The sequence below is a fragment of the Dyella sp. PARNA 12/25 genome, from assembly GCF_055702865.1.
In genome coordinates this window covers 555,532-580,558 of record NZ_JBVQCI010000001.1, presented here as the reverse complement: position 1 = coordinate 580,558, position 25,027 = coordinate 555,532, and the positions used below count along the sequence as shown (strand labels likewise).

22 protein-coding genes are annotated in these 25,027 nt (G+C 61.7%); 8 read left to right on the top strand and 14 right to left on the bottom strand.

The window, feature by feature from the left end; all coding sequences use genetic code 11:
* Positions 1–4 precede the first annotated feature (4 nt).
* The 3 genes from AC0GUR_RS02690 to AC0GUR_RS02680 form a co-directional block, all read right to left on the bottom strand.
* A complete protein-coding gene (locus tag AC0GUR_RS02690; protein ID WP_472875923.1) occupies positions 5–1,105 on the bottom strand; it encodes an OmpA family protein in 1,101 nt (366 codons plus the stop codon).
* A gap of 381 nt (positions 1,106–1,486) precedes the next feature.
* Complete coding sequence (locus tag AC0GUR_RS02685; protein WP_472875922.1) at positions 1,487–2,647, bottom strand: OmpA family protein; 1,161 nt, start codon at positions 2,645–2,647, stop codon at positions 1,487–1,489.
* 209 nt (positions 2,648–2,856) lie between these two features.
* Positions 2,857–4,308, bottom strand: a complete 1,452-nt coding sequence (locus tag AC0GUR_RS02680) for a bifunctional 2-methylcitrate dehydratase/aconitate hydratase (RefSeq protein ID WP_472875921.1) — start codon at positions 4,306–4,308, stop codon at positions 2,857–2,859.
* Between the two features lie 397 nt (positions 4,309–4,705).
* Here AC0GUR_RS02680 and acnD point away from each other — a divergent pair, with 397 nt between their 5' ends.
* The 5 genes from acnD to AC0GUR_RS02655 all read left to right on the top strand — a co-directional run bounded on the left by acnD (position 4,706) and on the right by AC0GUR_RS02655 (position 10,637).
* On the top strand, positions 4,706–7,300 hold the full coding sequence (gene acnD / locus AC0GUR_RS02675) for a Fe/S-dependent 2-methylisocitrate dehydratase AcnD (protein ID WP_472875920.1): 2,595 nt from the start codon (positions 4,706–4,708) through the stop codon (positions 7,298–7,300).
* A gap of 46 nt (positions 7,301–7,346) precedes the next feature.
* Positions 7,347–7,724 carry an endonuclease domain-containing protein gene (locus AC0GUR_RS02670; protein WP_472875919.1) on the top strand — a complete coding sequence of 126 codons (378 nt, stop codon included), beginning with the start codon at positions 7,347–7,349 and terminating at the stop codon, positions 7,722–7,724.
* A 108-nt stretch (positions 7,725–7,832) separates the two neighbouring features.
* The gene (prpF, locus tag AC0GUR_RS02665; protein ID WP_472875918.1) at positions 7,833–9,014 is read left to right on the top strand and encodes a 2-methylaconitate cis-trans isomerase PrpF; all 1,182 of its coding nucleotides are present in this window, start codon (positions 7,833–7,835) and stop codon (positions 9,012–9,014) included.
* A gap of 273 nt (positions 9,015–9,287) precedes the next feature.
* Positions 9,288–9,968 carry a TerC family protein gene (locus AC0GUR_RS02660; protein WP_472875917.1) on the top strand — a complete coding sequence of 227 codons (681 nt, stop codon included), beginning with the start codon at positions 9,288–9,290 and terminating at the stop codon, positions 9,966–9,968.
* A 57-nt stretch (positions 9,969–10,025) separates the two neighbouring features.
* Positions 10,026–10,637 carry a glutathione S-transferase family protein gene (locus AC0GUR_RS02655; RefSeq protein WP_472875916.1) on the top strand — a complete coding sequence of 204 codons (612 nt, stop codon included), beginning with the start codon at positions 10,026–10,028 and terminating at the stop codon, positions 10,635–10,637.
* Between the two features lie 40 nt (positions 10,638–10,677).
* Here AC0GUR_RS02655 and AC0GUR_RS02650 read toward each other — a convergent pair whose 3' ends face one another.
* From AC0GUR_RS02650 to prpB, 7 genes are all read right to left on the bottom strand, one after another.
* The gene (locus AC0GUR_RS02650; protein WP_472875915.1) at positions 10,678–12,168 is read right to left on the bottom strand and encodes an acetate kinase; all 1,491 of its coding nucleotides are present in this window, start codon (positions 12,166–12,168) and stop codon (positions 10,678–10,680) included.
* Positions 12,169–12,282: 114 nt separating this feature from the next.
* On the bottom strand, positions 12,283–12,858 hold the full coding sequence (locus AC0GUR_RS02645; protein ID WP_472875914.1) for a hypothetical protein: 576 nt from the start codon (positions 12,856–12,858) through the stop codon (positions 12,283–12,285).
* A gap of 10 nt (positions 12,859–12,868) precedes the next feature.
* Positions 12,869–13,555 (bottom strand): C39 family peptidase, encoded by a 687-nt coding sequence (locus tag AC0GUR_RS02640; RefSeq protein WP_472875913.1) that lies wholly within the window; start codon positions 13,553–13,555, stop codon positions 12,869–12,871.
* Entirely contained in the window at positions 13,552–13,980 is a 429-nt protein-coding gene (locus tag AC0GUR_RS02635; RefSeq protein WP_472875912.1) for a hypothetical protein, read from the bottom strand. Before AC0GUR_RS02635 ends, AC0GUR_RS02640 begins: the two co-directional genes overlap by 4 nt.
* Before the next feature lie 136 nt (positions 13,981–14,116).
* Entirely contained in the window at positions 14,117–14,974 is an 858-nt protein-coding gene (locus tag AC0GUR_RS02630) for a hypothetical protein (RefSeq protein WP_472875911.1), read from the bottom strand.
* Positions 14,975–15,423: 449 nt separating this feature from the next.
* The gene (gene prpC / locus AC0GUR_RS02625) at positions 15,424–16,569 is read right to left on the bottom strand and encodes a bifunctional 2-methylcitrate synthase/citrate synthase (RefSeq protein WP_472875910.1); all 1,146 of its coding nucleotides are present in this window, start codon (positions 16,567–16,569) and stop codon (positions 15,424–15,426) included.
* Between the two features lie 71 nt (positions 16,570–16,640).
* Positions 16,641–17,528 (bottom strand): methylisocitrate lyase, encoded by an 888-nt coding sequence (prpB, locus tag AC0GUR_RS02620; protein WP_472875909.1) that lies wholly within the window; start codon positions 17,526–17,528, stop codon positions 16,641–16,643.
* 141 nt (positions 17,529–17,669) lie between these two features.
* Here prpB and AC0GUR_RS02615 point away from each other — a divergent pair, with 141 nt between their 5' ends.
* Entirely contained in the window at positions 17,670–18,884 is a 1,215-nt protein-coding gene (locus AC0GUR_RS02615; protein ID WP_472875908.1) for a citrate synthase family protein, read from the top strand.
* A gap of 9 nt (positions 18,885–18,893) precedes the next feature.
* Here the strand turns inward: AC0GUR_RS02615 and prpE are convergent, their stop codons facing one another.
* Both prpE and AC0GUR_RS02605 read right to left on the bottom strand, forming a co-directional pair.
* Positions 18,894–20,783 (bottom strand): propionate--CoA ligase, encoded by a 1,890-nt coding sequence (gene prpE, locus AC0GUR_RS02610; RefSeq protein ID WP_472876282.1) that lies wholly within the window; start codon positions 20,781–20,783, stop codon positions 18,894–18,896.
* A gap of 121 nt (positions 20,784–20,904) precedes the next feature.
* Positions 20,905–21,246, bottom strand: coding sequence for a hypothetical protein (locus AC0GUR_RS02605; RefSeq protein ID WP_472875907.1), 342 nt, complete (start codon positions 21,244–21,246; stop codon positions 20,905–20,907).
* A gap of 116 nt (positions 21,247–21,362) precedes the next feature.
* Here AC0GUR_RS02605 and AC0GUR_RS02600 point away from each other — a divergent pair, with 116 nt between their 5' ends.
* Together AC0GUR_RS02600 and AC0GUR_RS02595 are read left to right on the top strand one after the other, a co-directional pair.
* Complete coding sequence (locus AC0GUR_RS02600) at positions 21,363–22,082, top strand: MerR family transcriptional regulator (RefSeq protein WP_472875906.1); 720 nt, start codon at positions 21,363–21,365, stop codon at positions 22,080–22,082.
* Complete coding sequence (locus tag AC0GUR_RS02595; RefSeq protein WP_472876290.1) at positions 22,019–22,396, top strand: hypothetical protein; 378 nt, start codon at positions 22,019–22,021, stop codon at positions 22,394–22,396. Before AC0GUR_RS02600 ends, AC0GUR_RS02595 begins: the two co-directional genes overlap by 64 nt.
* Before the next feature lie 63 nt (positions 22,397–22,459).
* Here the strand turns inward: AC0GUR_RS02595 and AC0GUR_RS02590 are convergent, their stop codons facing one another.
* Together AC0GUR_RS02590 and AC0GUR_RS02585 are read right to left on the bottom strand one after the other, a co-directional pair.
* Complete coding sequence (locus AC0GUR_RS02590) at positions 22,460–23,446, bottom strand: malate dehydrogenase (RefSeq protein WP_472875905.1); 987 nt, start codon at positions 23,444–23,446, stop codon at positions 22,460–22,462.
* A gap of 197 nt (positions 23,447–23,643) precedes the next feature.
* Complete coding sequence (locus tag AC0GUR_RS02585) at positions 23,644–24,843, bottom strand: pyridoxal phosphate-dependent aminotransferase (protein ID WP_472875904.1); 1,200 nt, start codon at positions 24,841–24,843, stop codon at positions 23,644–23,646.
* Positions 24,844–25,027 lie beyond the last annotated feature (184 nt).

The window sequence follows — 25,027 nt, the reverse complement described above, 5'->3', positions numbered from 1 at the left end:
CCGATTACTGCTGGACCTGCAGTTCCGTACGACGGTTCTGGGCACGACCGCTTTCCGTGGTGTTGTCACCAATCGGATTGTTGATGCCGTGACCGATCGGGCCTTCGAGACGGCTGGCGGAGATGCCATGAGCGGTCAGGTAGTCGAACACGATCTGTGCGCGACGCTCCGACAGAGCCTGGTTGTACTCAGCCTTGCCGACGTTGTCGGTGAAGCCGGCAACGGTCACGCGCACCTGCGGGTAACGCTGCAGGGTGTCGATAGCCTGGTTCAGGGTAGCCAGCGAGTCAGCGGTCGGCTCGGCCAGTGCCTTCGAGATGTCCTTCTCGCCCTTCTTCGGACGATCGAACTTGAAGTTCACGCCGCGCAGGTCGATCACGACCTTCTGCGGGCAGCCGTCCGGACCAACGATCGTGCCTTCCGGCAGATCCGGGCACTTGTTGTCGCACAGGTTCACGCCGTTGCGGAACTGCTTGGAGCAGTCCGGAGCAACCGGAGCAACCGGAGCCGGGGCCGGAGCAGCAGCCGGCTCGCCGAAGCGGGCAACGATGCTGAAGCCCAGGAACCAATCGCCGTACCCGCTCTTGTTCGACTGGCTCTTGTCGTCCCAGTCGTAGCGGTAGCCGGCTTCAGCGCGGAAGTCGGTGCTGTCGGTGATGGTCTTGGAGATACCAGCGCCCAGCTGAGCGGCCGGTGCCCAACCGTGGTCACCCGAGTTCTGGTGGTAGCTGCCCATCACGCCGACGAGGGCGTACGGACGCCATGCATTCCAGTCGCCGTAGTAGAAGCGAGCAGCAACGCCAGCGTTGTTGTTGGACCAACGACCACCGCCGACGGCGCTGTCACGGTCGCGCTTGGTGCGATCGAAGAACAGGTCGATGGAGGTGTACGAGTTAATGAAGCGACCAACGCCCAGGCCGTAGTAAACCTGGCGGCTGTTGGTGTTGCGATCGGTGTCGTTGTAGTAGCCGCCCACCGTCGGAGCGATGTACCAGCGGCCGTCATAACCCGAGCTGGCTGCACCGGCAGTGCTGTCTTGCGCGTGTGCGGCACCAGCGCCGCCCAGGGCTAGGGCGATAACGAAATACAAGCCCTTACGATTCATCAGGTGTCTCCTCACTCTTTATTGGTATTCGCGTCCGTTCCACCCCAGACGGAAAACGCGCATCAAAACTGCTTCTACATCCAGGGACAAAATTCGCAGTCCCTTGCTTTGCGTCCCGATCGAAAAAGTGTCACAAGATCCAAAGCGCCGCGAAGTGTAGCAAAACCGTTAAGTTCATCGCACGCATTACGAGACGGTCTTGGTGAAGTGAGGTTCAGGCACACCATGTTTGCGTTGCGCGCCAACACTAGATGTGTGGCAACGTGTCGCGCATTGACTTACACGAATAGCAGTTGAATTCCTGACTCATCTGTGTGTGAACACCTACAAAAAGAAAAGCCCGGCATACGCCGGGCTTTTCGGTACTGCGGACAGATCCGATTACTGCTGCGCCGGCTGGGCCGGCTGAGCCTGCTGGACCTGCAGTTCCGTACGACGGTTCTGGGCGCGGCCCTCTTCCGTGTCGTTGGTGGCGATCGGCTTGGTGAGGCCGAAGCCCACCGGACCATCCAGACGGCTGGCATCGATGCCATGCGCGACGAGGTAGTCGTACACGATCTTCGCACGACGCTCGGACAGCGACTGGTTGTACGCAGCCGTACCGATGTTGTCGGTGTGACCGGCCACCAAGACGCGTACCTGCGGGTAACGCTGCAAGGTGTCCACTGCCTGGTCGAGGATGGCCAACGAATCCTTCGTCGGTTCGGCCAGCGACTTGGCAATGTCCTTCTCGCCCTTCTTCGGACGGTCGAACTTGAAGTTGATACCGCGCAGGTCGATCACGACCTTCTGCGGGCAACCATCCGGACCGACGATCGTGCCTTCCGGCAGATCCGGGCACTTGTTGTCGCACAGGTTCACGCCATTGCGGAACTGCTTGGAGCAATCCGGCGGCGGCGGTGCAACCGGTGCGGGAGCCGCCGGCGGCGAACCAAAGCGCTGCACGATGCTGAAGCCCAGGAACCAGTCGCCGTAACCGTTCTTGTTGTTGGTCTGGTTGGGCAGCTTGGTGCTGTCGTCCCAGTCGTAACGGTAGCCACCTTCCACGCGGAAGTCGGCGCTGTCGGTGATGGTCTTGGACACACCGGCACCGATCTCGGCGGCCGGGGACCAGCCCTTGTCGAAGTTGCTCATGTGCTGGCTACCCATCACGCCGCCCAAGATGTACGGGCGCCATGCATTCCAATCAAGGAAGTAGTAGCGAGCAGCAAAGCCGTATGTGTTGTTGGACCAGCGACCACCGCCGGCGTTGGTATCGACGGTGCGCTTGGTGCGATCACCGAAGAAGTCCAGCGAGAAGTTGGGCGTCCAGAACTTACCGAAGCCCAGGCCGTAGTAGAACTGACGGCTGTTGGTGTCGCGGTTGCTGTCGTTGTAGTAGCCGCCGACGGTGGGCGCGATATACCAGCGACCGTCGAAGGTGGTCGTGGACATAGACGGTGCGGTCGATTCAGCAGAGCTGGAAGTGTTGTCCTGCGCGTGAACGGCGCCGGCGCCGCCCAGGGCGAGGGCAATAATTAGGTACAGGCCCTTACGTTTCATCAGGTGTCTCCTCGTTTATTGGTGTACGCGTCCGTTCACCCCAGACGGGAAAAGCAATCAGCCAGGGACTCCAACTCCTATCGAACCCCCGAACATGACTTTGAAACCTAACAAGCTATTTACCCGAAACGGGCGCGGAGTAGTTTAGCAAAAGTTAAACAATTGCAAATCGACCCCAAACGCCCGTTCATTTTCTGCTCACGCTGTCTTTACAACGTGAAGAGACCCAGAAACTCCTGAATTGCCATGCCGTCCAGCCCGGCCTGGTCCTCCGTGGCTTCAAGAATGGCCTTCACGCGGTGGGCCGGCAAGTGGCCACGCAGCGCGCTTTCGAATTTCGCAAGCAATAAGGGGATACCTTCGCCTCGGCGCTTGCGGTGGCCGATCGGATAGTCGATGGAGACCTTCTCCGTGCAGGTGCCATCCATGAAGAACACCTGCACCGAGTTGCCGATATAACGCTTGCCTGGGTCGAAGTAGTCCCGGGTGAACTGCGGGTTCTCGCTGACGACCGTCTTTTCGCGCAGGGCGTCGATGCGCGGGTCGGCAGCCACCTGGTCGCTGTAATCATCGGCGGTGAGACGGCCGAAGATCAGCGGCACCGCCACCATGTACTGGATGCAGTGGTCGCGGTCGGCATAGTTGGCCAGTGGGCCGGTCTTGTCGATGATGCGCGCGCCCGCCTCCTGGGTCTCGATCACCACTTTTTCGACTAGCTCGAGCCTGCCGGCCACGGCGCCGTGGAGCTGCATGGCGCACTCCACGGCCGTCTGGGCATGGAATTCGGCCGGGAAACTGATCTTGAACAGCACGTTCTCCATCACGTAACTGCCAAATGGGCGTTCGAACTGGAAGGCGTTGCCCTTGAAGGCGACGTCGTAATAACCCCAGGTCTTGGCGCTGAGGGCCGACGGGTAGCCCACCACGCCGCGATACACCGCATTAATAGCGTGGGTGACCGCTCGACGGCAGGCGTCACCGGCGGCCCAGCTCTTGCGTGGCCCGGTGTTTGGGGCATGGCGGTAGGTGCGCAGGGGGCCGTTGTCGATCCAGCTGTGGGAGATGGCCGTGATGATCTGCTCCGTGGTGCCGCCCAGCATGGCCGTGGCGACCGCCGTGCTGGCCAGGCGCACCAGGATCACGTGGTCCTGGCCGACGCGGTTGAAGCTGTTCCTGAGGGCGTAGCAACCCTGGATCTCGTGGGCCTTGATGGCATAGGTCAGCACATCGCGGACCGTCATCGGCCTGCCACCCTCTCGCTCGGCCTTGCGACTGAGGTAGTCGGCAACGGCGAGGATGGCGCCCAAATTGTCCGAGGGGTGGCCCCACTCCGCCGCCAGCCAGGTGTCATTGAAGTCCAGCCAGCGGATCTGAGTGCCGATGGCGAACGCTGCTTGCATCGGATCCAGCTCATGGCTGGTGCCTGGCACACGGGCGCCGCCGGGCAGGTTTGCACCTGGTACGACCGGGCCAAGGTGCTTGACGCACTCGGGGAACTTCATGGCCATCAAGGCGGTGGCGAGCGAGTCCAGCAGCATGTAACGCGCTGTGTCATACGCCTCGACAGAGTCGACAACGTAGTCGATGACGTAGTTGGCCACATCCACCATGGGCTGATCAGGATCGGGGCGCTTGGCCGAGCGAATGTCATGCGGACTCATGGGGAGATCTCACGACTAGGGGAAGGGCCTGCCCAGACGGTTGGACAGATGATCAACGTTTTGGCGAGCACGCCTGATGGAACCGCAAGGAAGCTCGAATAGTGCCCCTGGACCAAGGTCGCAAATGCAGGTTCCGGTGCGGTCACGTCTGGGAGGGTGCGTTACAATTGCTGGATTGATCGTGCGACTTCTCAATCGTGCCTTTGTCACGGTGAAATTTTCACCATGGTCGCCGGCACTAGGACTTCTGCCGTTCGGACACGTGCGGGCGCATCCCCTCCGCCCGGTGTGCGCGGCCGTGGTCCACGAGACAAGCCGCACATGCCGATCGAGCAGCGGCACGCGCCCTGTGTCGACCGGCAGTTCGCCGGACGTTAACTCCAGGGTTCTCGACATTATGAATACCGTCTACCGCAAATCCCTCCCCGGCACGTCGCTGGATTACTTCGATGCACGTGCCGCCGTGGACGCGATCCAGCCAGGCGCCTATGACACGCTGCCTTATACTTCGCGCGTGCTTGCCGAGAATCTGGTGCGCCGTTGCGATCTGGCGATCCTCACCGAATCACTCAAGCAGATCATCGAACGCAAGCGCGAGCGCGATTTCCCCTGGTTCCCGGCGCGCGTGGTGTGCCACGACATCCTCGGCCAGACGGCGCTGGTGGATCTGGCTGGCTTGCGCGATGCGATCGCCGAGCGCGGTGGCGACCCGGCCAAGGTCAACCCAGTGGTGCCGGTGCAGTTGATCGTCGATCACTCGCTTGCCGTGGAATGCGGTGGCTTTGACCCGAATGCATTCACGAAGAACCGCGCGATCGAAGATCGCCGTAACGAAGACCGCTTCGATTTCATCAACTGGACGAAGAAGGCGTTCGAAAACGTCGACGTCATCCCACCGGGCAACGGCATCATGCACCAGATCAATCTGGAGAAGATGTCGCCGGTGATCCAGGTGCAGAATGGCGTCGCCTATCCTGACACTTGCGTCGGCACCGACAGCCATACGCCGCACGTCGACGCGCTCGGCGTCATCGCCATTGGTGTTGGCGGTCTCGAAGCCGAGAACGTCATGCTCGGCCGGGCTTCCTGGATGCGCCTGCCGGACATCATCGGCGTGGAGCTAACCGGCAAGCGTCAACCAGGCATCACCGCCACCGACATCGTGCTGGCCCTCACCGAATTCCTGCGCAAGGAGAAGGTGGTTGGCGCCTATCTGGAGTTCCGCGGCGAAGGTGCCGCCAGCTTGACGCTGGGCGATCGCGCGACCATTTCCAACATGGCGCCGGAATACGGTGCTACTGCGGCGATGTTCTTCATCGACGGCCAGACCATCGACTACCTGCGCCTCACCGGTCGCAGCGATGAGCAGGTCAAGCTCGTCGAAACCTACGCCAAAGCCGCTGGCCTCTGGGCCGACACGCTGGTGCATGCGCAGTACGAGCGCACGCTGTCGTTCGACCTCTCTTCCGTCGTGCGCAACATGGCCGGCCCGTCCAACCCGCACAAGCGCCTGCCAACGGCTGACCTTGTCGCGCGCGGCATCGCTGGCGAGTGGAAGGAACAGCCGGGCCAGATGCCCGATGGCGCGGTGATCATTGCTGCCATCACCAGCTGCACCAACACCAGCAATCCGCGCAACGTGATTGCCGCCGCCCTGCTCGCTCGCAACGCAAACGCACGCGGCCTGGTGCGCAAGCCGTGGGTGAAGAGCTCGCTCGCTCCCGGTTCCAAAGCCGTGGAGTTGTACTTGAAGGAAGCGAATCTGCTGCCTGAGCTGGAGAAGCTCGGCTTCGGCATCGTGGCGTTCGCCTGCACCACTTGCAACGGTATGTCAGGCGCGCTTGATCCGGCGATCCAGCAGGAAATCATCGATCGCGACCTGTACGCCACCGCTGTGCTTTCCGGCAACCGCAACTTCGACGGTCGCATCCATCCGTATGCCAAGCAGGCCTTCCTCGCCTCGCCGCCGCTGGTTGTCGCGTATGCCATCGCCGGCACCATCCGTTTTGATATCGAGAAGGACGTGCTTGGTATCGATGCCAACGGCCAGCCGGTGACGCTCAAGGACATCTGGCCCTCGGACGAAGAGATCGATGCAATCGTGTCCTCCAGCGTGAAGCCCGAGCAGTTCCGCAAAGTCTACGACCCCATGTTCGCGCGCACGGGCAGCACCGGCACCACCGCTGCGCCGCTGTATGACTGGCGCGCGCAGAGCACCTACATTCGTCGTCCGCCGTATTGGGAAGGCGCACTGGCAGGTGAGCGCACGCTCAAGGGCATGCGTCCACTGGCAGTGCTCGGCGACAACATCACCACCGACCACCTGTCGCCGTCGAACGCAATCCTGCTCGACAGCGCGGCGGGCGAGTATCTGGCGAAGATGGGCCTGCCGGAAGAAGACTTCAATTCGTACGCGACCCATCGCGGTGATCACCTCACGGCACAGCGCGCCACCTTCGCCAATCCCACCCTGCTCAATGAGATGGCGGTGGTCGACGGTGAAGTGAAGAAGGGTTCGCTTGCTCGTGTGGAGCCGGAAGGCAACGTCATGCGCATGTGGGAAGCCATCGAAACCTATATGGATCGCAAGCAGCCGCTTATCGTGATCGCGGGCGCCGACTACGGCCAGGGTTCGTCGCGCGACTGGGCAGCGAAGGGTGTGCGTCTGGCAGGCGTGGAAGCCATCGCCGCTGAAGGCTTCGAGCGCATCCATCGCACCAACCTGATCGGCATGGGCGTGCTGCCGCTGGAGTTCAAGCCCGGCACGAACCGCAAGACGCTTGGTATTGATGGCACCGAAACCTTTGACGTGGTCGGCAAGCGCACGCCGCGCGCGGACCTCACGCTGGTCATCCATCGCAAGAATGGCGAGCACGTCGAAGTATCGGTGACGTGCCGCCTCGATACCGCGGAAGAAGTGTCGATCTACGAGGCAGGTGGCGTGCTGCAGCGCTTCGCGCAGGACTTCCTCGAAGCCTCCCAGGCGGCGTGACCTAAAAGCCCCTCCCCCCTTGCGGGAGAGGGGTTGGGAGAGGGATATGGAGCGGAGACAGCTCGCCAAGGTCTTGCGCAAGAACATGACCGACGCAGAGCAACTGTTGTGGCGCCACCTCCGAGCACATCGGATTTGTGATCAGAAATTCCGCCGGCAACAGCCCATCGGTGCCTATATCGTGGACTTCGTGCATTTCGGTGCACGCTTGATCGTTGAGGCCGATGGCGGCCAGCACAACGGCAGCAGTAGCGATGCGGTGCGTGACGCGTGGTTGCAGAGTCAGGGCTTCACTGTGCTGCGGTTTTGGAACAATGACATATTGCAAAACAACGAGGCGGTGCTTGAGGTGATTTTGAAAGAACTCGCTAAAAGCGTTCCCCTCTCCCCCGGCCCCTCTCCCACAAGGGGAGAAGGGAGATAAAGCATCACCCCCTTTTCTCCGCGTAAGAATCAAGAATCGCGATAGCCCCTCTCCCCTTGTGGGAGAGGGGTTGGGGAGAGGGGAGGCTTGCATCGACACAGGATTCCCATGAGCACTAAACCGCAGATCCGCATCCCTGCCACTTACCTGCGCGGCGGCACCAGCAAAGGTGTGTTCTTCCGCCTTGAAGATTTACCTGAATCGGCACGAGTGCCGGGCGCTGCGCGCGATGCACTGCTGATGCGCGTGATCGGCAGTCCCGACCCCTATGGCAAGCAGATCGACGGCATGGGCGGTGCCACCTCCAGCACCAGCAAGACGGTGATCGTGTCCAAGAGCACGCGGCCCGACCACGACGTGGATTACCTGTTTGGCCAGGTGGCCATCGATAAGGCCTTCGTCGATTGGAGCGGCAATTGCGGCAACCTGTCGGCAGCGGTCGGTCCCTTTGCCATTGCAGGTGGTCTGGTGGATCCCGCGCGCGTACCAAGCGACGGCATCGCCATCGTACGCATCTGGCAGGCCAACATCGGCAAGACGATCATCGCCCATGTGCCGATGACCAACGGTGCCGTGCAGGAAACCGGCGATTTCGAGCTGGACGGTGTGACCTTCCCCGCCGCCGAAGTGCAGCTGGAATTCATGGATCCAGCCGCCGAGGAAGAAGGTGCTGGTGGAGCGATGTTTCCGACCGGCCATCTCGTCGATGATCTGGACGTACCGGGCGTCGGCACGCTCAAGGCCACCATGATCAACGCGGGTATCCCCACGATCTTCGTAGAGGCTGCCGCGATCGGCTACACGGGCACGGAGCTGCAAGACGCTATCAACAGTGACGCCAAGGCATTGGCGATGTTCGAGACCATTCGCGCACACGGCGCGCTGCGTATGGGCCTGATCAACTCGCTCGACGAAATCGCCACGCGCCAGCACACACCCAAGGTGGCCTTCGTCGCCAAACCGGCCGATTACGTCGCGTCCAGTGGCAAGCCGGTGAAGGTGAGCGATATCGACCTGCTCGTGCGCGCCATGTCGATGGGCAAGCTGCATCACGCCATGATGGGCACGGCGGCCGTGGCCATTGGCACGGCCGCGGCGATTCCGGGCACGCTGGTGAACCTCGCGGCGGGCGGCGGCGAACGCCAGGCTGTGCGCTTTGGTCACCCGTCCGGCACGTTGCGGGTGGGTGCTGAGGCGAAGTGGGTTGATGGAACTTGGACCGTCACGAAGGCGGTGATGAGCCGCAGCGCACGCGTGTTGATGGAAGGCTGGGTACGTATTCCCGGGTGAGCCAACGAAGGCGCTTCGCCTTCTGCCAATGGCCCATGGTTAAGAATCCGGCTTGACTGGCGTGCAAGCCGGCCTCGACAATACGAAAATACTGATCCCAAAAGGGAGTAGTTCCGGACACCGTGTCATTGGTGTTCTTGCGGTGGTCGTCACCACGAGCGCAACAGCGCTCCGGTCACCGCAGCGGCTCTGTCGCGAACGAGACTTTTGCAGTAATGACGGGCCGCGCGTGTCCGTCGTTGCTGCATTTGTCTTACGCGCAGAGATCGATGCATGGAACTCACCGAATTTCTTTACGGCCTGCTGGCCATCGTCTTGCTCGACCTGGTGCTCGCTGGCGACAACGCCATTGTGATTGCACTCGCTGCGCGCAACCTTCCCCGCCGCCTGCAAAAAAAAGCCGTGCTGTGGGGCACCGTGGGCGCCGTTGCCGTGCGCCTGCTATTGACCGCTGTGGTGGTCTACCTGTTGAAGCTGCCGGGCCTCATGCTCGTCGGCGGCCTTTTGCTGTTGCCCATCGCGTGGAAGTTGCTGCAACAGGAAGCCACGCCTGCGCATGACGTGGACGCCGCCGGCGGTTTCTGGGCTGCCATGCGCACCATCGTGGTGGCCGATGCACTGATGGGCCTGGACAATGTGCTGGCGATCGCCGGTGCCGCCAAGGGCCACATGCTGCTGGTGGTCCTTGGCCTGGCGATCAGCGTGCCGCTGGTGGTGTGGGGCTCGTCATTGATCCTTCGATTGATCGAACGCTTCCCGATCATCGTCACCGTCGGCGCTGCGGCCATCGCTTGGACGGCGGCACGCATGATCGCGCACGACCACTGGCTCGCGCCCTGGTTCGAAGCCCATGCATGGGCCGCCTACGCTCTCGATGTGCTCCTGGTAGCGGGTGTCTGCCTGGGTGGCTGGCTCACGCAGCGTCGCCGCCTGCGCGCTCAGGCTGAGGCTTGAGGCGCGCACGTCCGACAGGCGACACTGCTCAGCTATCACTCATCAAGGAATGCATGCATGAAGCTGTACTACCTGCCGGGCGCCTGTTCGCTGGCCGATCACGTCGTGCTCGAATGGATTGGCCAGCCATACGATACGCATCGAGTGGAACGCACCGAACTGGGGACACCGGCGTACCGGCAGGTCAATCCGGCTGGCGTGGTGCCAGCGCTGCAGGAAGCCGATGGCTGGGTGCTCACCGAGAACACCGCGATCCTCAACTATCTGGCGGATAAGTATCCGCAGGCCGGTCTGGGTGGTGATGGCAGCATGCGCAGTCGTGCGGAGGTCAATCGTTGGCTGGCGTACATCAACTCGGATCTGCACCCCGCCTTCCGCCCGGTGTTCCGTCCCGAGCGCTTCATCGATGACGCAACGGCCCAGGAAGCAGTGCGCGGCAAGGCCATCGAGCGGCTGCGTCCGTTTTACGAGCGCCTTGACGCCCAGCTGCAAGGCAAGGACTGGCTGGTCGGCACACGCTCCATCGCCGACCCTTATCTGTTCGTGGTGTTGCGCTGGGCAATGGCCAAGGGCGTGGACCTGAGTGGCTTGGACAACATTGCCCGCTTCTACCAGCGCATGCTGGAAGACGCTGGGGTCAAGGCAGCCATGCAGCAAGAGGGCCTTTGAGCCGCACGGCATTCACCCGGCTGCGCGCACGTTAGATGCGCTAGTACATCATCGGTACGCGCACCGTCACGGTGGCGTCAGGCGTGTCACGCGTCACGCCGACGCCAAGGGTGAAGTTGAGCGTGCGTTTGTCGGTCATGCGCCACGAGCCACCCAAGAGCAGTGTGCCAAGCACGGTTTTGACTGAGCCTGGCACTGTTTTGCCGTTCTGTTTGGTGAGGCCAACAAAGCTCTGGTCGTAACCAATACTGATCGATGCTCGTTCATTGAGCGACAAACCCATGCCGATGCTGACATCGGCGATATCGCCTTCCTTGACCTTGCCCAGTTCCTCGGTGCCACCCAGCAGAATCTTTCGACTGACGTTATCGCGCGGCACGTTGTACAAGTAGCTAAGGTTGCCGAAGAACACCACCGGATCGGTGGCATAGAGCCAGGTGACGCCCGGCTGGATCGACCAGAAGCCCGTACCCGTGGGCTGCTCTAACGGAAGGCCCGTACCGGTCGCCGAAAGGTCGACTTCGTTGATCACGTTTTCCACGCAACGGTGCACGCAATCAGTCGTGACCTCGAACGGATCTTTGCCGGTGTTCGATTTCACACGCAGCCAACCGACGTAGAACGCCTTATCCGGGCCGCCCACGTTCAACTGATAGCGCAGAGTGCCTTCGACATCGCCCAGGCCATGACCGCTGGAGCCGAAGGCATTGTCAGTCGCCGTGCCCGTGAATATTTCGCGACTCACCGTATCGGTGTGCTGATAGACATACGGCACGCGCAACTCGACTTCCATGCGATCGGTGATGCCGTAGCGCCCCGTCAGCCAGCCGATCTGAGTGGTCGTCTTGACTTGTCGCGCATCGATGAGGCCGATAAGGATGGCGGGAATCACGGTGTAGCCCACCAAGGCCACGCGATCCAGCGACGAGTACTCGAACTGATACGCCGGCTCGAGGATGAACCGGCCCTTGGGCGTCAGCACACCCGGTTGCTGGAAGATCGGGGCCACCGCTGGCGGTCGTGTATCCACCTTGGGTGCCTCGCCCACCGGCTGCTGACCCGACTGGTCGGGAGTTGGCGCATTCGCGGCAACCGCCTGTCCGGCCGGCATGGGCAACGCCGACGCGCCAGCACCACCCGCGGCAATGCTGCCCGCACGCTGCTTGTCCAGTTCGTCCATGCCGACGGCGTGGCGCAGAGCCTGATAGTCAGACTCCTGCTGCGCCAGCGCGCGCTTCATGGCGTCCAGCTGTTCCATCTGCGCGGAAATCTGGCTGCGCATGGCATCGATGCGCTCACCCTGCTCCGCCACCTTTTTTCGCACCTCATCCGACGTTGGCGCCGTACCGGCAGGCGCCGCTGGAGGCGCGTTGCTGGGCGCCACCGGAATGTTGGACGAGGCCGGATGTGCCCAGTTCGTCGACGCCGGCGCAGGCGTCTGCACCTGTTGGGCAGCAACAGGTGCGCCGAGCATCACCAGGCCCGTGCATCCTGCCGACCAGACGTACTTCCACGCTACGTGTCGCATCATGCTTCCCCATGACTCACGTTTTGATATCGCGCGTTAACGAACACGCCGCGGTAAACAAACGCGGCGTGTTCGTGGAGATTTAAAGGACTTATCTCCATACGCGTCCCATAGCGATCAATGCCCCGGCGACTGCAGTTGTGGTTGCTGTAATGCGTCCTGGAAATTCATCTGGCGGAACGCGTTAAGCGTGTTGACTGTCGTATTGAGCGTAGTGATGGTCTGTATTTTCTGGTTGTTCAGCGTGTTCTGAATCACCGTCCCGGCAGAGACACCATTCAGTGCGGTCGGATCAAACGTGTTGTTGGGCCCGACTTGCGTTACGGACACGGAGTTCAGCGCGCTGGACATCGCTGCGGCCTGAGCCTGGGTCATGTGCGCGATGTCAGGCACGTTGAAGCTGGTGGACGTAACCAGATTGCCGTTGACATAAACAGCGCGATCGATACCAAACGACGCCATCAATCCATTGCCAATGTCATAGCCACCTCGCATGTCGTCCAGCGTATCCGCGCTGACGGGCGCCCATTGCGACACTTCGTCCCCCCCGGGAAGTGCTGCCGCTTCAGACGTCGTGGCCGCTGCCGGTGCCGGCGCAGCAGGGGGCACCGCCACCCCGTCCTGCGCCTTGGCGACATAACCGTATGCGAGAAAGAACGTTCCCAGGCAAATCAAGCGTACCGTCGGTCTCATCACGCTCCCCTCAAAGGTCGTCCCGCCCTTTCTTGGGCATCACGGTGTTGAAGAGGCCGTTGCGATCGATGCCCATGTACAGCGGCGCTGACGGCGCCACTTTCCAGTCGTTGGCACTGTTGAACACGGCAAGATTGCGTCGGTTGTGAATAACGAACAACAAACCGTTGGTCCAGATTTTCATGAAGTGGTCGAGTGCAATTACGCGCGTACCGCGCGCCGGGTCACCTACCAGCACGCGCTCATTGCGCATCCCTTTGACGACCACGAAATGGTGATAGCCCTTCTCGTTGATCAGCACGATGGCGGGAAGGCCTTCCTTCTCCAGCCGATCCAACGGCACCTTGAAGCCGTCGGCTTCAAACCCGTTGGCTGCGAGAAAATTCTTGATGTCCAACAAGGAGAAACCTTCCTTGTTGATCTTGGTGCGGTCCCCGTGTGTGTACATCTGCTCGAAGGCCACCTGCTCATTCATCGGGTAGCCGTACTGATAGGTGAGCAGCGTCGCAACAGCCGCGGAGCCGCAGCTGAAGTCGTACTTCTGATGGATGGTGCTTCTGTAGCGTGCCTCTTTGAGGCTCGTGAGTTGCACCGTATAGGTATTGCCCTGCCCACCCAATACGCCCACCGGCGTACTGGCGTGGCTTCCGAGCGGCAGCGCCGCCAAAACCACCAGCAGCGCCACCTGTTTCTTCATGGTTTGAACCCTACGGAGATAACCGTGGCGTTCTGAATGAGGACGTTGCTCCCCGAATTCTGCACGACAATGGGGATGCCTGCCTCGCCGGCAAACGAACCGCCTGTAATGATGTTGTCCCCGGAATACACATGGCTGGCACTATCACCGCTCACCGTTCCGGTAATCGTCGAGTTCTGCGTCGTGTTGTAGTAGTCGGTGCCACCACTCATGCTGGCAAGTGTGGAAGTGTCCACCCCTTTGCCAAGCTCACTGACGTCCGCTGGACCCTCCACCCTGGATGCCTCGACGTAAAGTGCGATGGGAGAATCGGCGCCTTCGGCGATGTAAGCCGAAGGAATGGAAGCATCGGATGCGCTGACGCCTGTCGACATCGACAACACGCACAGCGCGGACAAACTGAACATCCACTTGAACGAAGGCACGATGTCTCTCCACAGGCGTTTTCGTGCTCCGAATGGGTGCACGAACGCACCTACATTCGCAAGAACGAGTGTTCAGGCCGGAAGCCATGCACGACGGAGCAAAAACCTGCCCCGCCGTGCATAACCGCTATCGCTCTTAATGTGAGAAGTTCAGGTTGGCCTGAACGTTGACGCTCTGCTGAATCAAAGCTGCAGCTCCGCTGTTCTGCGCAAGGATCGAAACTCCTGCCGCCGCAGCTGCTGCGCCCGTCATGTTGTTGGACATATCGAAGGTGCCAGCGTTGACATTGATGCTGCCGCCATTGCCACCTGCTGCACCATTGCCGCCACTGCCCGCACCACCCGTGCCGTCGCCACCGGCGGCGCCAGCGCCACCGGCGCCAGCCGTGCTGCTGGACGAACCGCTGGCACCACCCGAAGAGGACGCGTTGCCAGACGTTCCGTTGGCGTTGCCGGACGAGCCGTTGCCACCGGTCGCATTGCCAGCGTTACCGCTGGTGGCGCTGCCGCTGTTGTCGTCATCGCTTGTGAGATTGGCGTCGCCCGTAGAGGTATGGCCATAACCGCCACTGGCCCTGCTCCTGCCATGGACATCACCGGTGTACGAGTCGGCCGAGCCGCCGCTGCCACTGTGGGAGTGGGCGTCGCCGCCGCTGCCACCTTTGCCGCCGTCGCCGCCGTAGCCGTCGCCACCCCAGCCACCGCCGCCCTTGCCGCCCTTACCGCCGTTCGCGTTGCCATCGTTTGACGCGTTGTTGCCAATGCCCGATACCACGACATTGGTTACATAGCCGCTCAAATTGCTGGTGGCGGTTGCGTTGTTGGTGTTGAACGAGTCGGTGAAGCTCGTCGTGGTTTCGTTGGTGGTGTTGCTGAGTGTGCTGGCATCATCCAGCGTGTTGTTGTTGGACGTATTGGTGTTATTTCCGGCGAATGCAGGGAGTGCCAACCCCATTCCCAGCACAATCGCGGTTGCAATTAGAGTCTTACGCATAGTCATTACTCCTGGAACGATGCGGTGACCCCCTGTGTAGCTGGTCTTGCAGGTCCAGCACGGATTAGTCGCAACATACGTGCCACGTTTAGCATCGGCGCACGGGCTGGTGCGACAGCCGAGAAATCAGCCGTTTGAGTGGACTCATGACCACTGAGTCTGGCTTTAGTCAGGCAGGTAAATACCCCTGGTGATTCATATCTGCTACACCCCGCCCTGCAGGCCGAGTTGACCGCTGGTCATAAACACAGGGCCATGAGTCGCCAGATCAAGGTGTTACAAGGCTCTTCGCAAGACGAATCGCGATGTGGAACAGCTGTATCGAAACTGTTACACCGATGCACACGAAACGATAGCAATGTCGTACAGGGTCCTGAACCGCAACGAAAGATGCACAAAGAAAAGGGGCCCGAAGGCCCCTTTTTACTTACACCATCCTGTCGTAAAGCTCAGCGCTTCTCGATCGGCACGTAAGTCTGGTCTTCCGGGCCGACATAGTTCGCACTCGGACGGATGATCTTGCCGTCTTCACGCTGCTCGATCACATGCGCGCTCCAGCCCGAGGTGCGGGCGATCACGAACAGCGGAGTGAACATAGCCGTCGGCACGCCCATCATGTGGTAGGCGCTGGCCGAGTACCAGTCGAGGTTGGGGAACATCTTCTTCTGGTCCCACATCAACCGCTCGATCTTCTCCGACACATCGAACAGGGTCTGGTTGCCCCCCTCGGTGCAGAGCTTGCGCGAAATTTCCTTGATGATCTCGTTACGCGGATCGGACACCGTGTACACCGGGTGACCGAAGCCGATGATGATCTCCTTGCGCTCGACACGGGCGCGGATATCGGCTTCCGCCTCAGCTGCGCTGTGGTAGCGGGCAATGATTTCCATCGCCACTTCGTTCGCGCCGCCATGCTTGGGGCCACGCAGCGCGCCGATGGCGCCGGTGATGGCCGAGTACATGTCCGAACCGGTGCCGGCAATCACGCGCGCGGTGAAGGTGGAGGCGTTGAACTCGTGCTCGGCGTACAGGATCAGCGACTTGTCCAGCGAGTGCGCGTGCAGCTCGCTTGGCTTTTTGCCGTGCAGCAGGTGCAGGAAGTGAGCGGCGATCGACTCGTCGTCGGTCTCAGTTTCGATGCGCTTGCCGTTGTGGCTGAAGTGGTACCAGTACAGCAGCATCGAGCCGAAGTTGGCCATCAGGCGATCGGCAATGTCGCGAGCGCCGGTGACGTTGTGGTCGTCCTTCTCCGGCAGCACGGTGCCAAGCACCGAGCAACCCGTGCGCATCACGTCCATCGGGTGGGTGGCGGCGGGCAGCAGTTCCAGCGCGCTCTTTACCGGTGCGGGCAGACCGCGCAGGCGCTTGAGCTTGGCGCGATAAGCATTCAGCTCAGCCCAGTTCGGCAGCACGCCGTGCACCAACAGGTAAGCCACTTCCTCGAAACAGCCCTTGGCTGCGAGGTCATGGATGTCATAGCCACGGTAATGCAGGTCGTTGCCGCTACGGCCCACCGTGCACAGCGCGGTGTTGCCAGCAGCCACGCCCGACAGCGCGACGGATTTCTTGGGCTTGGGAAGGGTTTGCTCGCTCATCGGATACGTCTCCTAAATGCATGCGACTCTGCCGGCCGCGGCATGCCCCGGCCGGCGAATGGGGTAGTGGCTCAGGCCTTGTTGCTGACGAACAGTGCGTCGAGCTTGTCCTCGTAGGCGTGGTAGCCGAGGAAGTCGTACAGGTCAGCGCGGGTCTGCAACGTGTCGATGATGTTCTTCTGCGTGCCTTCGCGACGCACCGTCTCGTAGAAATTGAGCGCGGCCTTGTTCATGGCGCGGTAAGCGCCGCAGCAATACAGCGCGATATCCACGTTGGCGGTACGCAGTTCGTTCGTGGTGAAGAACGGCGTGGAGCCGAACTCCGTGAGGTTGGCCAGGATCGGCACCTTCACCGCGGCCCTGAAGCGGCGGTAGTCCTCCAGCGTCTTCATCGCCTCGGGGAAGATCATGTCCGCGCCTGCTTCGACATAGGCGCAGGCACGATCGATCGCTGCATCGATGCCTTCCACCGCAGCCGCGTCGGTACGCGCCATGATCACGAAACCGGCGTCGGTGCGGGCGTCCACGGCAGCCTTGACGCGGTCGACCATTTCTTCCTTGGCCACCACTTCTTTGCCAGGACGATGGCCGCAACGCTTCTGGCCCACCTGGTCTTCGATATGTACGGCGGCGACGCCCACGTTGATGAACGAGCGGATCGTGCGCGCAATATTGAATGCGCCGCCCCAACCCGTATCGATGTCCACCAGCAGCGGCATCTGGGTAGCGTCCACGATGCGGCGCGCGTCGGTGAGCACGTCTTCCATGGTGGAGATGCCCAGATCGGGAATGCCCAGCGAGTTGGCAGCGACACCACCACCGGAAAGGTATAGCGCCTTGTAGCCCACGCGCTTGGCCATCAGGCCGGCGTAGGCGGTAATGGCGCCCATCACCTGAAGGGGACTTTCAGCGGCAACGGCGGCGCGAAAACGCGTGCCGGCGGATTCGGGGAGGGACATGCTCTTTCTCCTAAACCTCATATTGTAGGCGATGCGTTGGCAAGGCCATGTCGCGGCGCAGTACATGCCGCGCCCGCGGTGATCACTGTGTCACCGGACGATGTATTGATCAATCTTGATCGACAGGATCAATATGTCCACATGCGCTCTGACTACCTATCCGCCCGCGAAGCCGCCAGCCGTCTGGGCGTCAGCTCTTCCACGCTCTATGCCTATGTCAGTCGCGGCAAGATCGACTCGCGGCCCGGCGCCGACGGACGCAGCCGCGAATACCGAACCGACGATATCGAGCGGCTGATCGACCGCAGGCAGGCCGGACGTGGCGCGGCGCAAGGCGCGGCCCACAGCCTGACCTGGGGCCTGCCCGTACTGGAAACGCGCATCTCGCTGATTCGGCCCCGTGGTCACTACTACCGCGGCGAATCTGCCATTGCGCTGGCGCGTGATAGCGCGAGTCTGGAAGACGTGGCTCGCCTGCTTTGGGGTGGCGAAGGTGATCCCTTCACCACTGCACCAGTGGGCGCCTGGCCGCCCGTCGTGGCGTTGCTGTCCAGGCGCGAGGAAGTGCCGCCGATGGAACGTACCGCGGCTGCCCTGCCCTTGCTCGCCCTCACCTCGCCCTACACGCTCAGTTCCGACCCACAGCAACGACGCGAATGCGCTGCACGACTGTTGCGGGAAACCGCTGCCCTGCTCTGCGGTACTCGCCCCGATCGCCGCCCGATCCACCGCCTGATGGCGCAGAGCTGGAAGCCAGGCGATGAATCGCTGGCGAACCTCGTGCGAGGTGCACTGGTGCTCTGCGCGGACCATGAACTCAATGCATCGGCCTTCGCCACGCGTGTAGCCGCATCCACCGGTGCGAGCCTGCATGCTTCCGTGAGTGCCGGGCTCGCCGCCTTGTCCGGCCCGCAGCATGGCGGTGCCGCAGCGCGCGCGCATGCCTTCATTCAACAGGCGCTGCGCGAACGTCGCCCGGTGGATCACGTGCGCGAACGCCTGCGTCGCGGCGACGAGCTTCCCGCATTCGGTCACCCGCTGTATCCCGAAGGTGATCCCCGCGCCGCACTGCTGCTTGAGATGCTTGGTGAAGTTCGCCCGCGCCTGGCCGGGCTGGTGCGCATTCGTCAGTTGGCCGACGCCGTGCATGACAGCGTGGGCCGATTGCCGAGCCTGGACTTTGCACTGGCAACCATCGCTACGCTCTACGGCCAAAGCGCGGATGCGGCGCTCTCGCTGTTTGCCGCGGGCCGCATGGCTGGCTGGCTGGCACACGCGCTCGAACAGCAGGACTACGGCGGCCTTATCCGCCCCCGCGCCAACTATGCGGGCCAACCGCCAGTGCGTCGCACGTGATCGCACTCGTCAGACGTCAGGGCCACGCTCCAGCGCACGCTTCACTTCATCGAGTGCACCCGGATCATCCAACGTGGATAGATCGCCTGGATCCGTGTGCTGGACCAACGCCTGCAGCGAGCGCCGCAGCAGTTTGCCGGAGCGCGTCTTGGGCAAGGCATTGACCATGTAGATGTGTGCCGGCTTAGCCACGCCGCCAAGCTGCTCCACCACACGCTGCTGCATGCCTCTGGCAACACTCACGGCAGCGTCGCTTACGCCCTGTTTGAGCGTGGCGAACACCACCGGTACCTGCCCTTTCAACTCGTCGTACACGCCGATCACCGCAGCCTCCGCACACGCAGGATGCGTGGATACCGACTCTTCGATCTCACGCGTTCCCAGGCGATGACCCGCCACATTGATCACGTCATCGGTGCGGCCAAGGATGGTGGTGTAACCGTTCTCATCGCGAATGGCCCAGTCCAGCGAGCTGTACAGCTGTTCCTTGAAGTGGCTGAAGTAGCTGCTGACGTAACGCGCGTCGTCACCCCACACGGTGGTGAGGCAGCCCGGCGGCAACGGCGGCACGAATACCAGTACACCCTTCTGGTGCGGCGGCAGCTCTTCGCCGGTGCCTTCGTCAATCACCTTCATGCGATAACCCGGCGCGGGCAAACCCGGCGAACCGAATTTCACAGGCTTCAGGTCGAGTCCTGGCATCAGCGTGATCGCCGGCCACCCGGTTTCGGTTTGCCAGTAGTTGTCGATCACCGGCACGCCAAGACCTTCGGTGATCCAGTGCGCGGTCGGTTCATCCAGCGGCTCACCGGCAACAAACAACCACTGAAGCCGCGACAAGTCGTATTTCTTCAGCCAGCTCACGTCCTGCTTTTTGAGCACACGAATGCCGGTGGGTGAAGAAAACATGGTGCGCACGCCGTAGCGCTCGCATAGCTTCCACCAGATACCCGGGTCAGGATGGGTCGGCAGACCTTCGTAGAGCAACGAAGTCGCGCCGCCGATCAACGGTGCATACACGTTGTACGAATGCCCCACCGCCCAACCTACATCGGAGGTGGAAAACATCACCTGCCCGGGTGCAATGTCGAAGATGGTGGTGATCGATAGCGCCATGGCTACCGCATAGCCACCCACATCGCGCTGGATACCTTTGGGCTTGCCGGTGGTGCCCGAGGTGTAGAGCAAATAGCTTGGCTCGTTGGATTCCAGCCACGTCACCGGTACTTCCGCGCCCTCGTACGAGGCACGCAGGCTTGCGTAATCGAGATCGCGTTCGGCGACGCGCGTCATCTGCGGATCAAGACCGCGATCGACAATCAACACATGAGGTGGCTGATGCCGGGCTTCTTCCAGCGCCGCATCCACCAGCGGCTTGTAGGGAATAACCTTGCCACCGCGCATGCCGGCATCGGCAGCAATCAGCAGCTTGGGTTGGGCATCGTCGATGCGCAATGCGAGGTTGTGAGCCGCAAAACCACCAAACACCACGGAATGAATCGCACCGATGCGTGCACACGCCAACATGGCGAAGACCGCTTCTGCGACGTTGGGCATGTAGATGACCACGCGATCACCCTTGCCCACGCCCAGCGATTCAAGCACGGCGGCAAAGGTATTCACTTCGCGATAGAGATCGCGATACGTGAGTTCGCGCGTTAGCCCGGTTTCGGCCGAAATGGCCACCAGCGCCAGTTGGCCACCGCGTTCGTCCAGGTGGCGATCAATGGCGTTGTAGCAAAGATTGGTAGTGCCGCCGACAAACCAGCGCCGGAACGGCGGATCGGAGACGTCGAGGATCTGCTTTGGCGGAACGTGCCAGTGAATGCGCTGCGCCTGTTCGGCCCAGAACGCCTCAGGCTGCTCCACCGAACGCTGATAGAACTCCTCGTAACGCATCGCCAGCACCCTCATTCAGGTTACCGACTTAGCCTAGATCAGCCGCACGAAATGAACCTTGCGACCTTGGTCGAGCGTCTGCCGGGTGATGGCACAGATAGCCATCACCCTGGCAAAACCATCACAGGCAGGAAATCGCCGCTTCGCGATAGGCGGAGTTGTAATCCTTCTTCACGTCCTGCGTCTCGTACATCATCACCTGTGCGCCGGTGCCATCCGGGGTCACCACCAGCTGCATCTTCGCGCCCGCCTTGTCGGTTGCCGAGAGCGTGCTCTCTTCCTTCTTGCTGGACATGCTGACCTGGGACGTCGCGGACCACTTCGCCTGCACGCACTCCAGATAGGTCGTCATGTCCTTGTTCGTGCGGCTGCTCATCTTGGGAGTGGTCTCACGTATGCCGTGAACGCCGCCGCAGGCAGCGAGTAGCAGACAACAGGTGGTGATCGCAATAAGTTGCTTCATATCCATGTTCCAGTCGAGGATCCGCTGATTTAACCATGAAGCGCCATCGCATAGAGAGGCTTGACCCTCACGTAACGTGAGCCCCCAGAGTCACTGGTACGCAAGGAGGACACAGCATGGAGTTGACCGTAGGCGAACTTGCACGGCGTTGCGGACTCACCGTCCGCACGCTTCACCACTACGACGCCATCGGCCTGCTGGTGCCCTCATTGCGTTCCGCTGCCGGCTACCGGTTGTACGACCGGGCCAACATCGAGCGCCTGCATCGTATTCAAGCCCTGCGCCAGTTGGGCTTGTCGCTGGCCGACATCGGAAAAGCCCTGTCCGGGCCGGAGCTGCCACTGGCTGAGCTGATCGACCGCCAGTTGGTTCAGATCGATCGCGAAATGACGCGTGCCGAGCGGTTGCGCGGCAAGCTCATCCAGTTGCGTTCGCAGCTGGCCGCCGGACAGCCCCCTGATCTGGCCGAATGGCTGGACACCCTGGAGCTGATGACGATGTACGAGAACTACTTTTCCACCGAGGAAATCAAGCAGTTACCGCTGCTTCACGATGCAGACACCCGCGCCGAATGGAGCGCCATGGTCAGCACCGTACAGGCAGCGATAGACCGTGGCGTGTCGCCGGATGCGCCCGAGGCGCAGATCCTGGCGCTGCGCTGGATGCGCACGTTGTATCGGGACACCGGCGGCAATCCGGATTTCCTGGTGCGCCTCAACACCATGCACGATAACGAGCCAGGCTCCTGGGATGCCATGGGGTCACCACCGCCATGCGAAGCTTCATCGAGCGGGCCTTCGTGGAGGGCCGGCTGGCCATCTACCAGCGCTATTTGAAACCCGATGAATTCGCTTTTATGCGCGAACACTACGGCGCGACATTCAACGCATGGCCGCCACTGTTGGTCGAGCTGCGCAAGGCCATGACCAACGGCGCGTCGCCGCATGAACCCGAGGCACGGGCACTCGGCCTGCGCTGGGCGACGCTGTTCCGCAGCTATGCAGGCGACGATCCGGGCACGCATGAGCGCATCCGCGAAGCGCATGCGAACGAGCCGGAACTGACCGGCAGTTCGTGGGCCGACGAAGCGCTGATCGGTTACGTGCGGAGCATTCTCGCCACCTTGCAGCCCCCACCGCGCGGTCATTGAGGCGCCTACAAACGACAAGGGCGGCACATGGCCGCCCTTGTCCCTGCAACGATCGCTGTTCGCTTACTTCTTGGCGAACAGGTGCTCGACGCCAGCGCGCTCTTCGCGCAGTTCCTTGTTGGTGGCGTCCATGCGGGCGCGCGAGAAATCATTGATTTCCAGGCCCTGCACGATGGCGTACTTGCCATCCTTGACGGTCACCGGGTAGCCATAGATCACGCCCGGCTCGATGCCGTACGAACCGTCAGACGGAATACCCATCGACGCCCAGTCACCTTCCGCGGTGCCCAGCGCCCAGGTGCGCATGTGGTCGACAGCAGCGGAAGCTGCCGAAGCAGCCGACGAAGCACCGCGAGCCTTGATGATGGCGGCACCGCGCTGCTGCACGGTCGGGATGAAATCGCTCTCGTACCAGGCCTGATCGACCAGCGACAGCGCAGCCTTGCCGCCCACGGTGGCGTGGTGCAGATCCGGGTACTGGGTGGAGCTGTGGTTGCCCCAGATCGTCATCTTCTTGATGTCGGTGTTGTGCTTGCCGGTCTTCTCGGCCAGCTGCGACAGCGCGCGGTTGTGGTCCAGGCGCACCATGGCGGTGAAGCACTTCGGGTCCAGGTCCGGGGCGTTCTGCTGAGCAATCAGCGCATTGGTGTTGGCCGGGTTGCCGACCACCAGCACGCGCACGTCACGCTTGGCGTGATCGTTCAGGGCCTTGCCCTGTGGGCCGAAGATGGCGCCGTTGGCTTCGAGCAGATCCTTGCGCTCCATGCCAGGGCCGCGCGGACGTGCACCGACCAGCAGCGCGTAGTCCACATCCTTGAAAGCGACGTTCAGGTCGTCGGTGGCCACGACACCGGCCAGCGTCGGGAACGCACAGTCGTTGAGCTCCATCACCACGCCCTGCAGCGAGGGCAGCGCCGGAGTGATTTCCAGCAGGTGCAGAATCACGGGCTGATCCGGACCCAGCATGTCGCCCGCGGCAATGCGGAACAGCAGGGCGTAACCAATCTGGCCGGCAGCGCCGGTAACGGCAACACGAACGGGGGCTTTCATCGGAGAAACTCCTTCAACTTTGCTAGTCGTGGAAAACGAAATGCATGCCAGCGGGCAACATCAAAACACCGTCATTCCCGCGAAAGCGGGAATCCAGTGACTTTCGGGCATCTACAGGCGAAAGGCGCTGGATCCCCGCTTTCGCGGGGATGACGAGCAAGAGGCGGCATATCCGTAAGGCACGAGGTCATGAATGCTCAGGTCAGTTCCGCAAAGAACGCCTGGATGCGTTCCAGCCCGGGCTGCAATTGTGCAGTCGGGCAGGTATAGGAAATGCGCATGGCGCGCGGTTCACCGAAGGCGGAGCCTGGCACGCAGGCCACGCCTACCGCCTCCAGCAACACGGCGCACAGTTCAATGTCGTCATTGATCTTCACGCCCTTGTAGCTCTTGCCGAACGCGACAGAGACATCAGGGAATGCGTAGAACGCACCCTGCGGAGTCGGGCACACCACGCCAGGGATCGCACGCAGTGCGTTGACCACGATGTCACGCTTGCCGGCAAACTCTTTGCACTTGGCTTGCGGCACGTCCTGCGGGCCACCGAACGCGGCAACAGCGGCCGCCGTGATCACTTCCGGCAGGCTGGTAATGTGGTTGGAATTGAGCGTGGTGATGGCCTTGGCCACGTTCTCCGGGCCAGCAATGAGGCCAACGCGCCAACCCGGCATGCCGTAGGTCTTGGATACGGAATCGACGAAGATCAGGCGATCCTTCAGCTCCGGCTTCACGTGCACGAAGTTGTGATAGCCGATGCCGTCGAACACCATCGAGTTGTAGATGTCGTCGGTGATGATCCAGGTATCCGGATACTTCGCCAGCACCTCGGCCAGCGCCGCGATTTCATCACGCGTGTACACCATGCCCGTCGGATTTGACGGGTTGTTGAACAGGAACACTTTCGGCTTGCGTGCCAGCGCGGCATCGAGCTGCGCGGGCGTGAGCTTGTAGTTCTGCTCGGGGCCGCAATGAAGGATGTTCGCCTTGGCGCCAAGGATGTCGGCGATGTCGCGATACGTGGTCCAGAACGGTGCGGCAAAAGCGATTTCGTCGCCTTCGTTCAGCAGTGCCTCGCCCAGGTTGTACAGCACCTGTTTGGCGCCGATGCCGATGGAAAGATGGGTGCGGCCGTAACCCGTGAAGCCCAGCTTTTCGATGTGTGCCAGGAAGGCATCGAGCAACGCATCCGCGCCGCGATTGCTGCCGTACTGACCGGTGTCGTGCTGGAGTGCCTCGCGTGCGGCGGCATAGACGTGCTCGCCGGGCAGGAAGTTGGGAACACCAATGGAGAAGCTGATGATGTCTCGACCGGCAGCCTTGAGCTGCTTGGCCTTTTCGGCGATGACCATGATCGCGCTGGGCTTGGCACGACCGACACGCTGGGCAAGCTGGGGCATGACTTCCTCGTGTTTGGGGACTTACGAAGACAGTAAACCCGGAAATTTTAGCATGCGGCGGCGCGTCATCCGCCTTATTCCATAGTCGAGGCCGTTCAAGAACCCGTCACGTGCGCACGACCGGCGACGGGAGCATGATGGGCCGGCCTCGGGGCATTCGCTCGGGAGGGGGCGGCTACGGGGC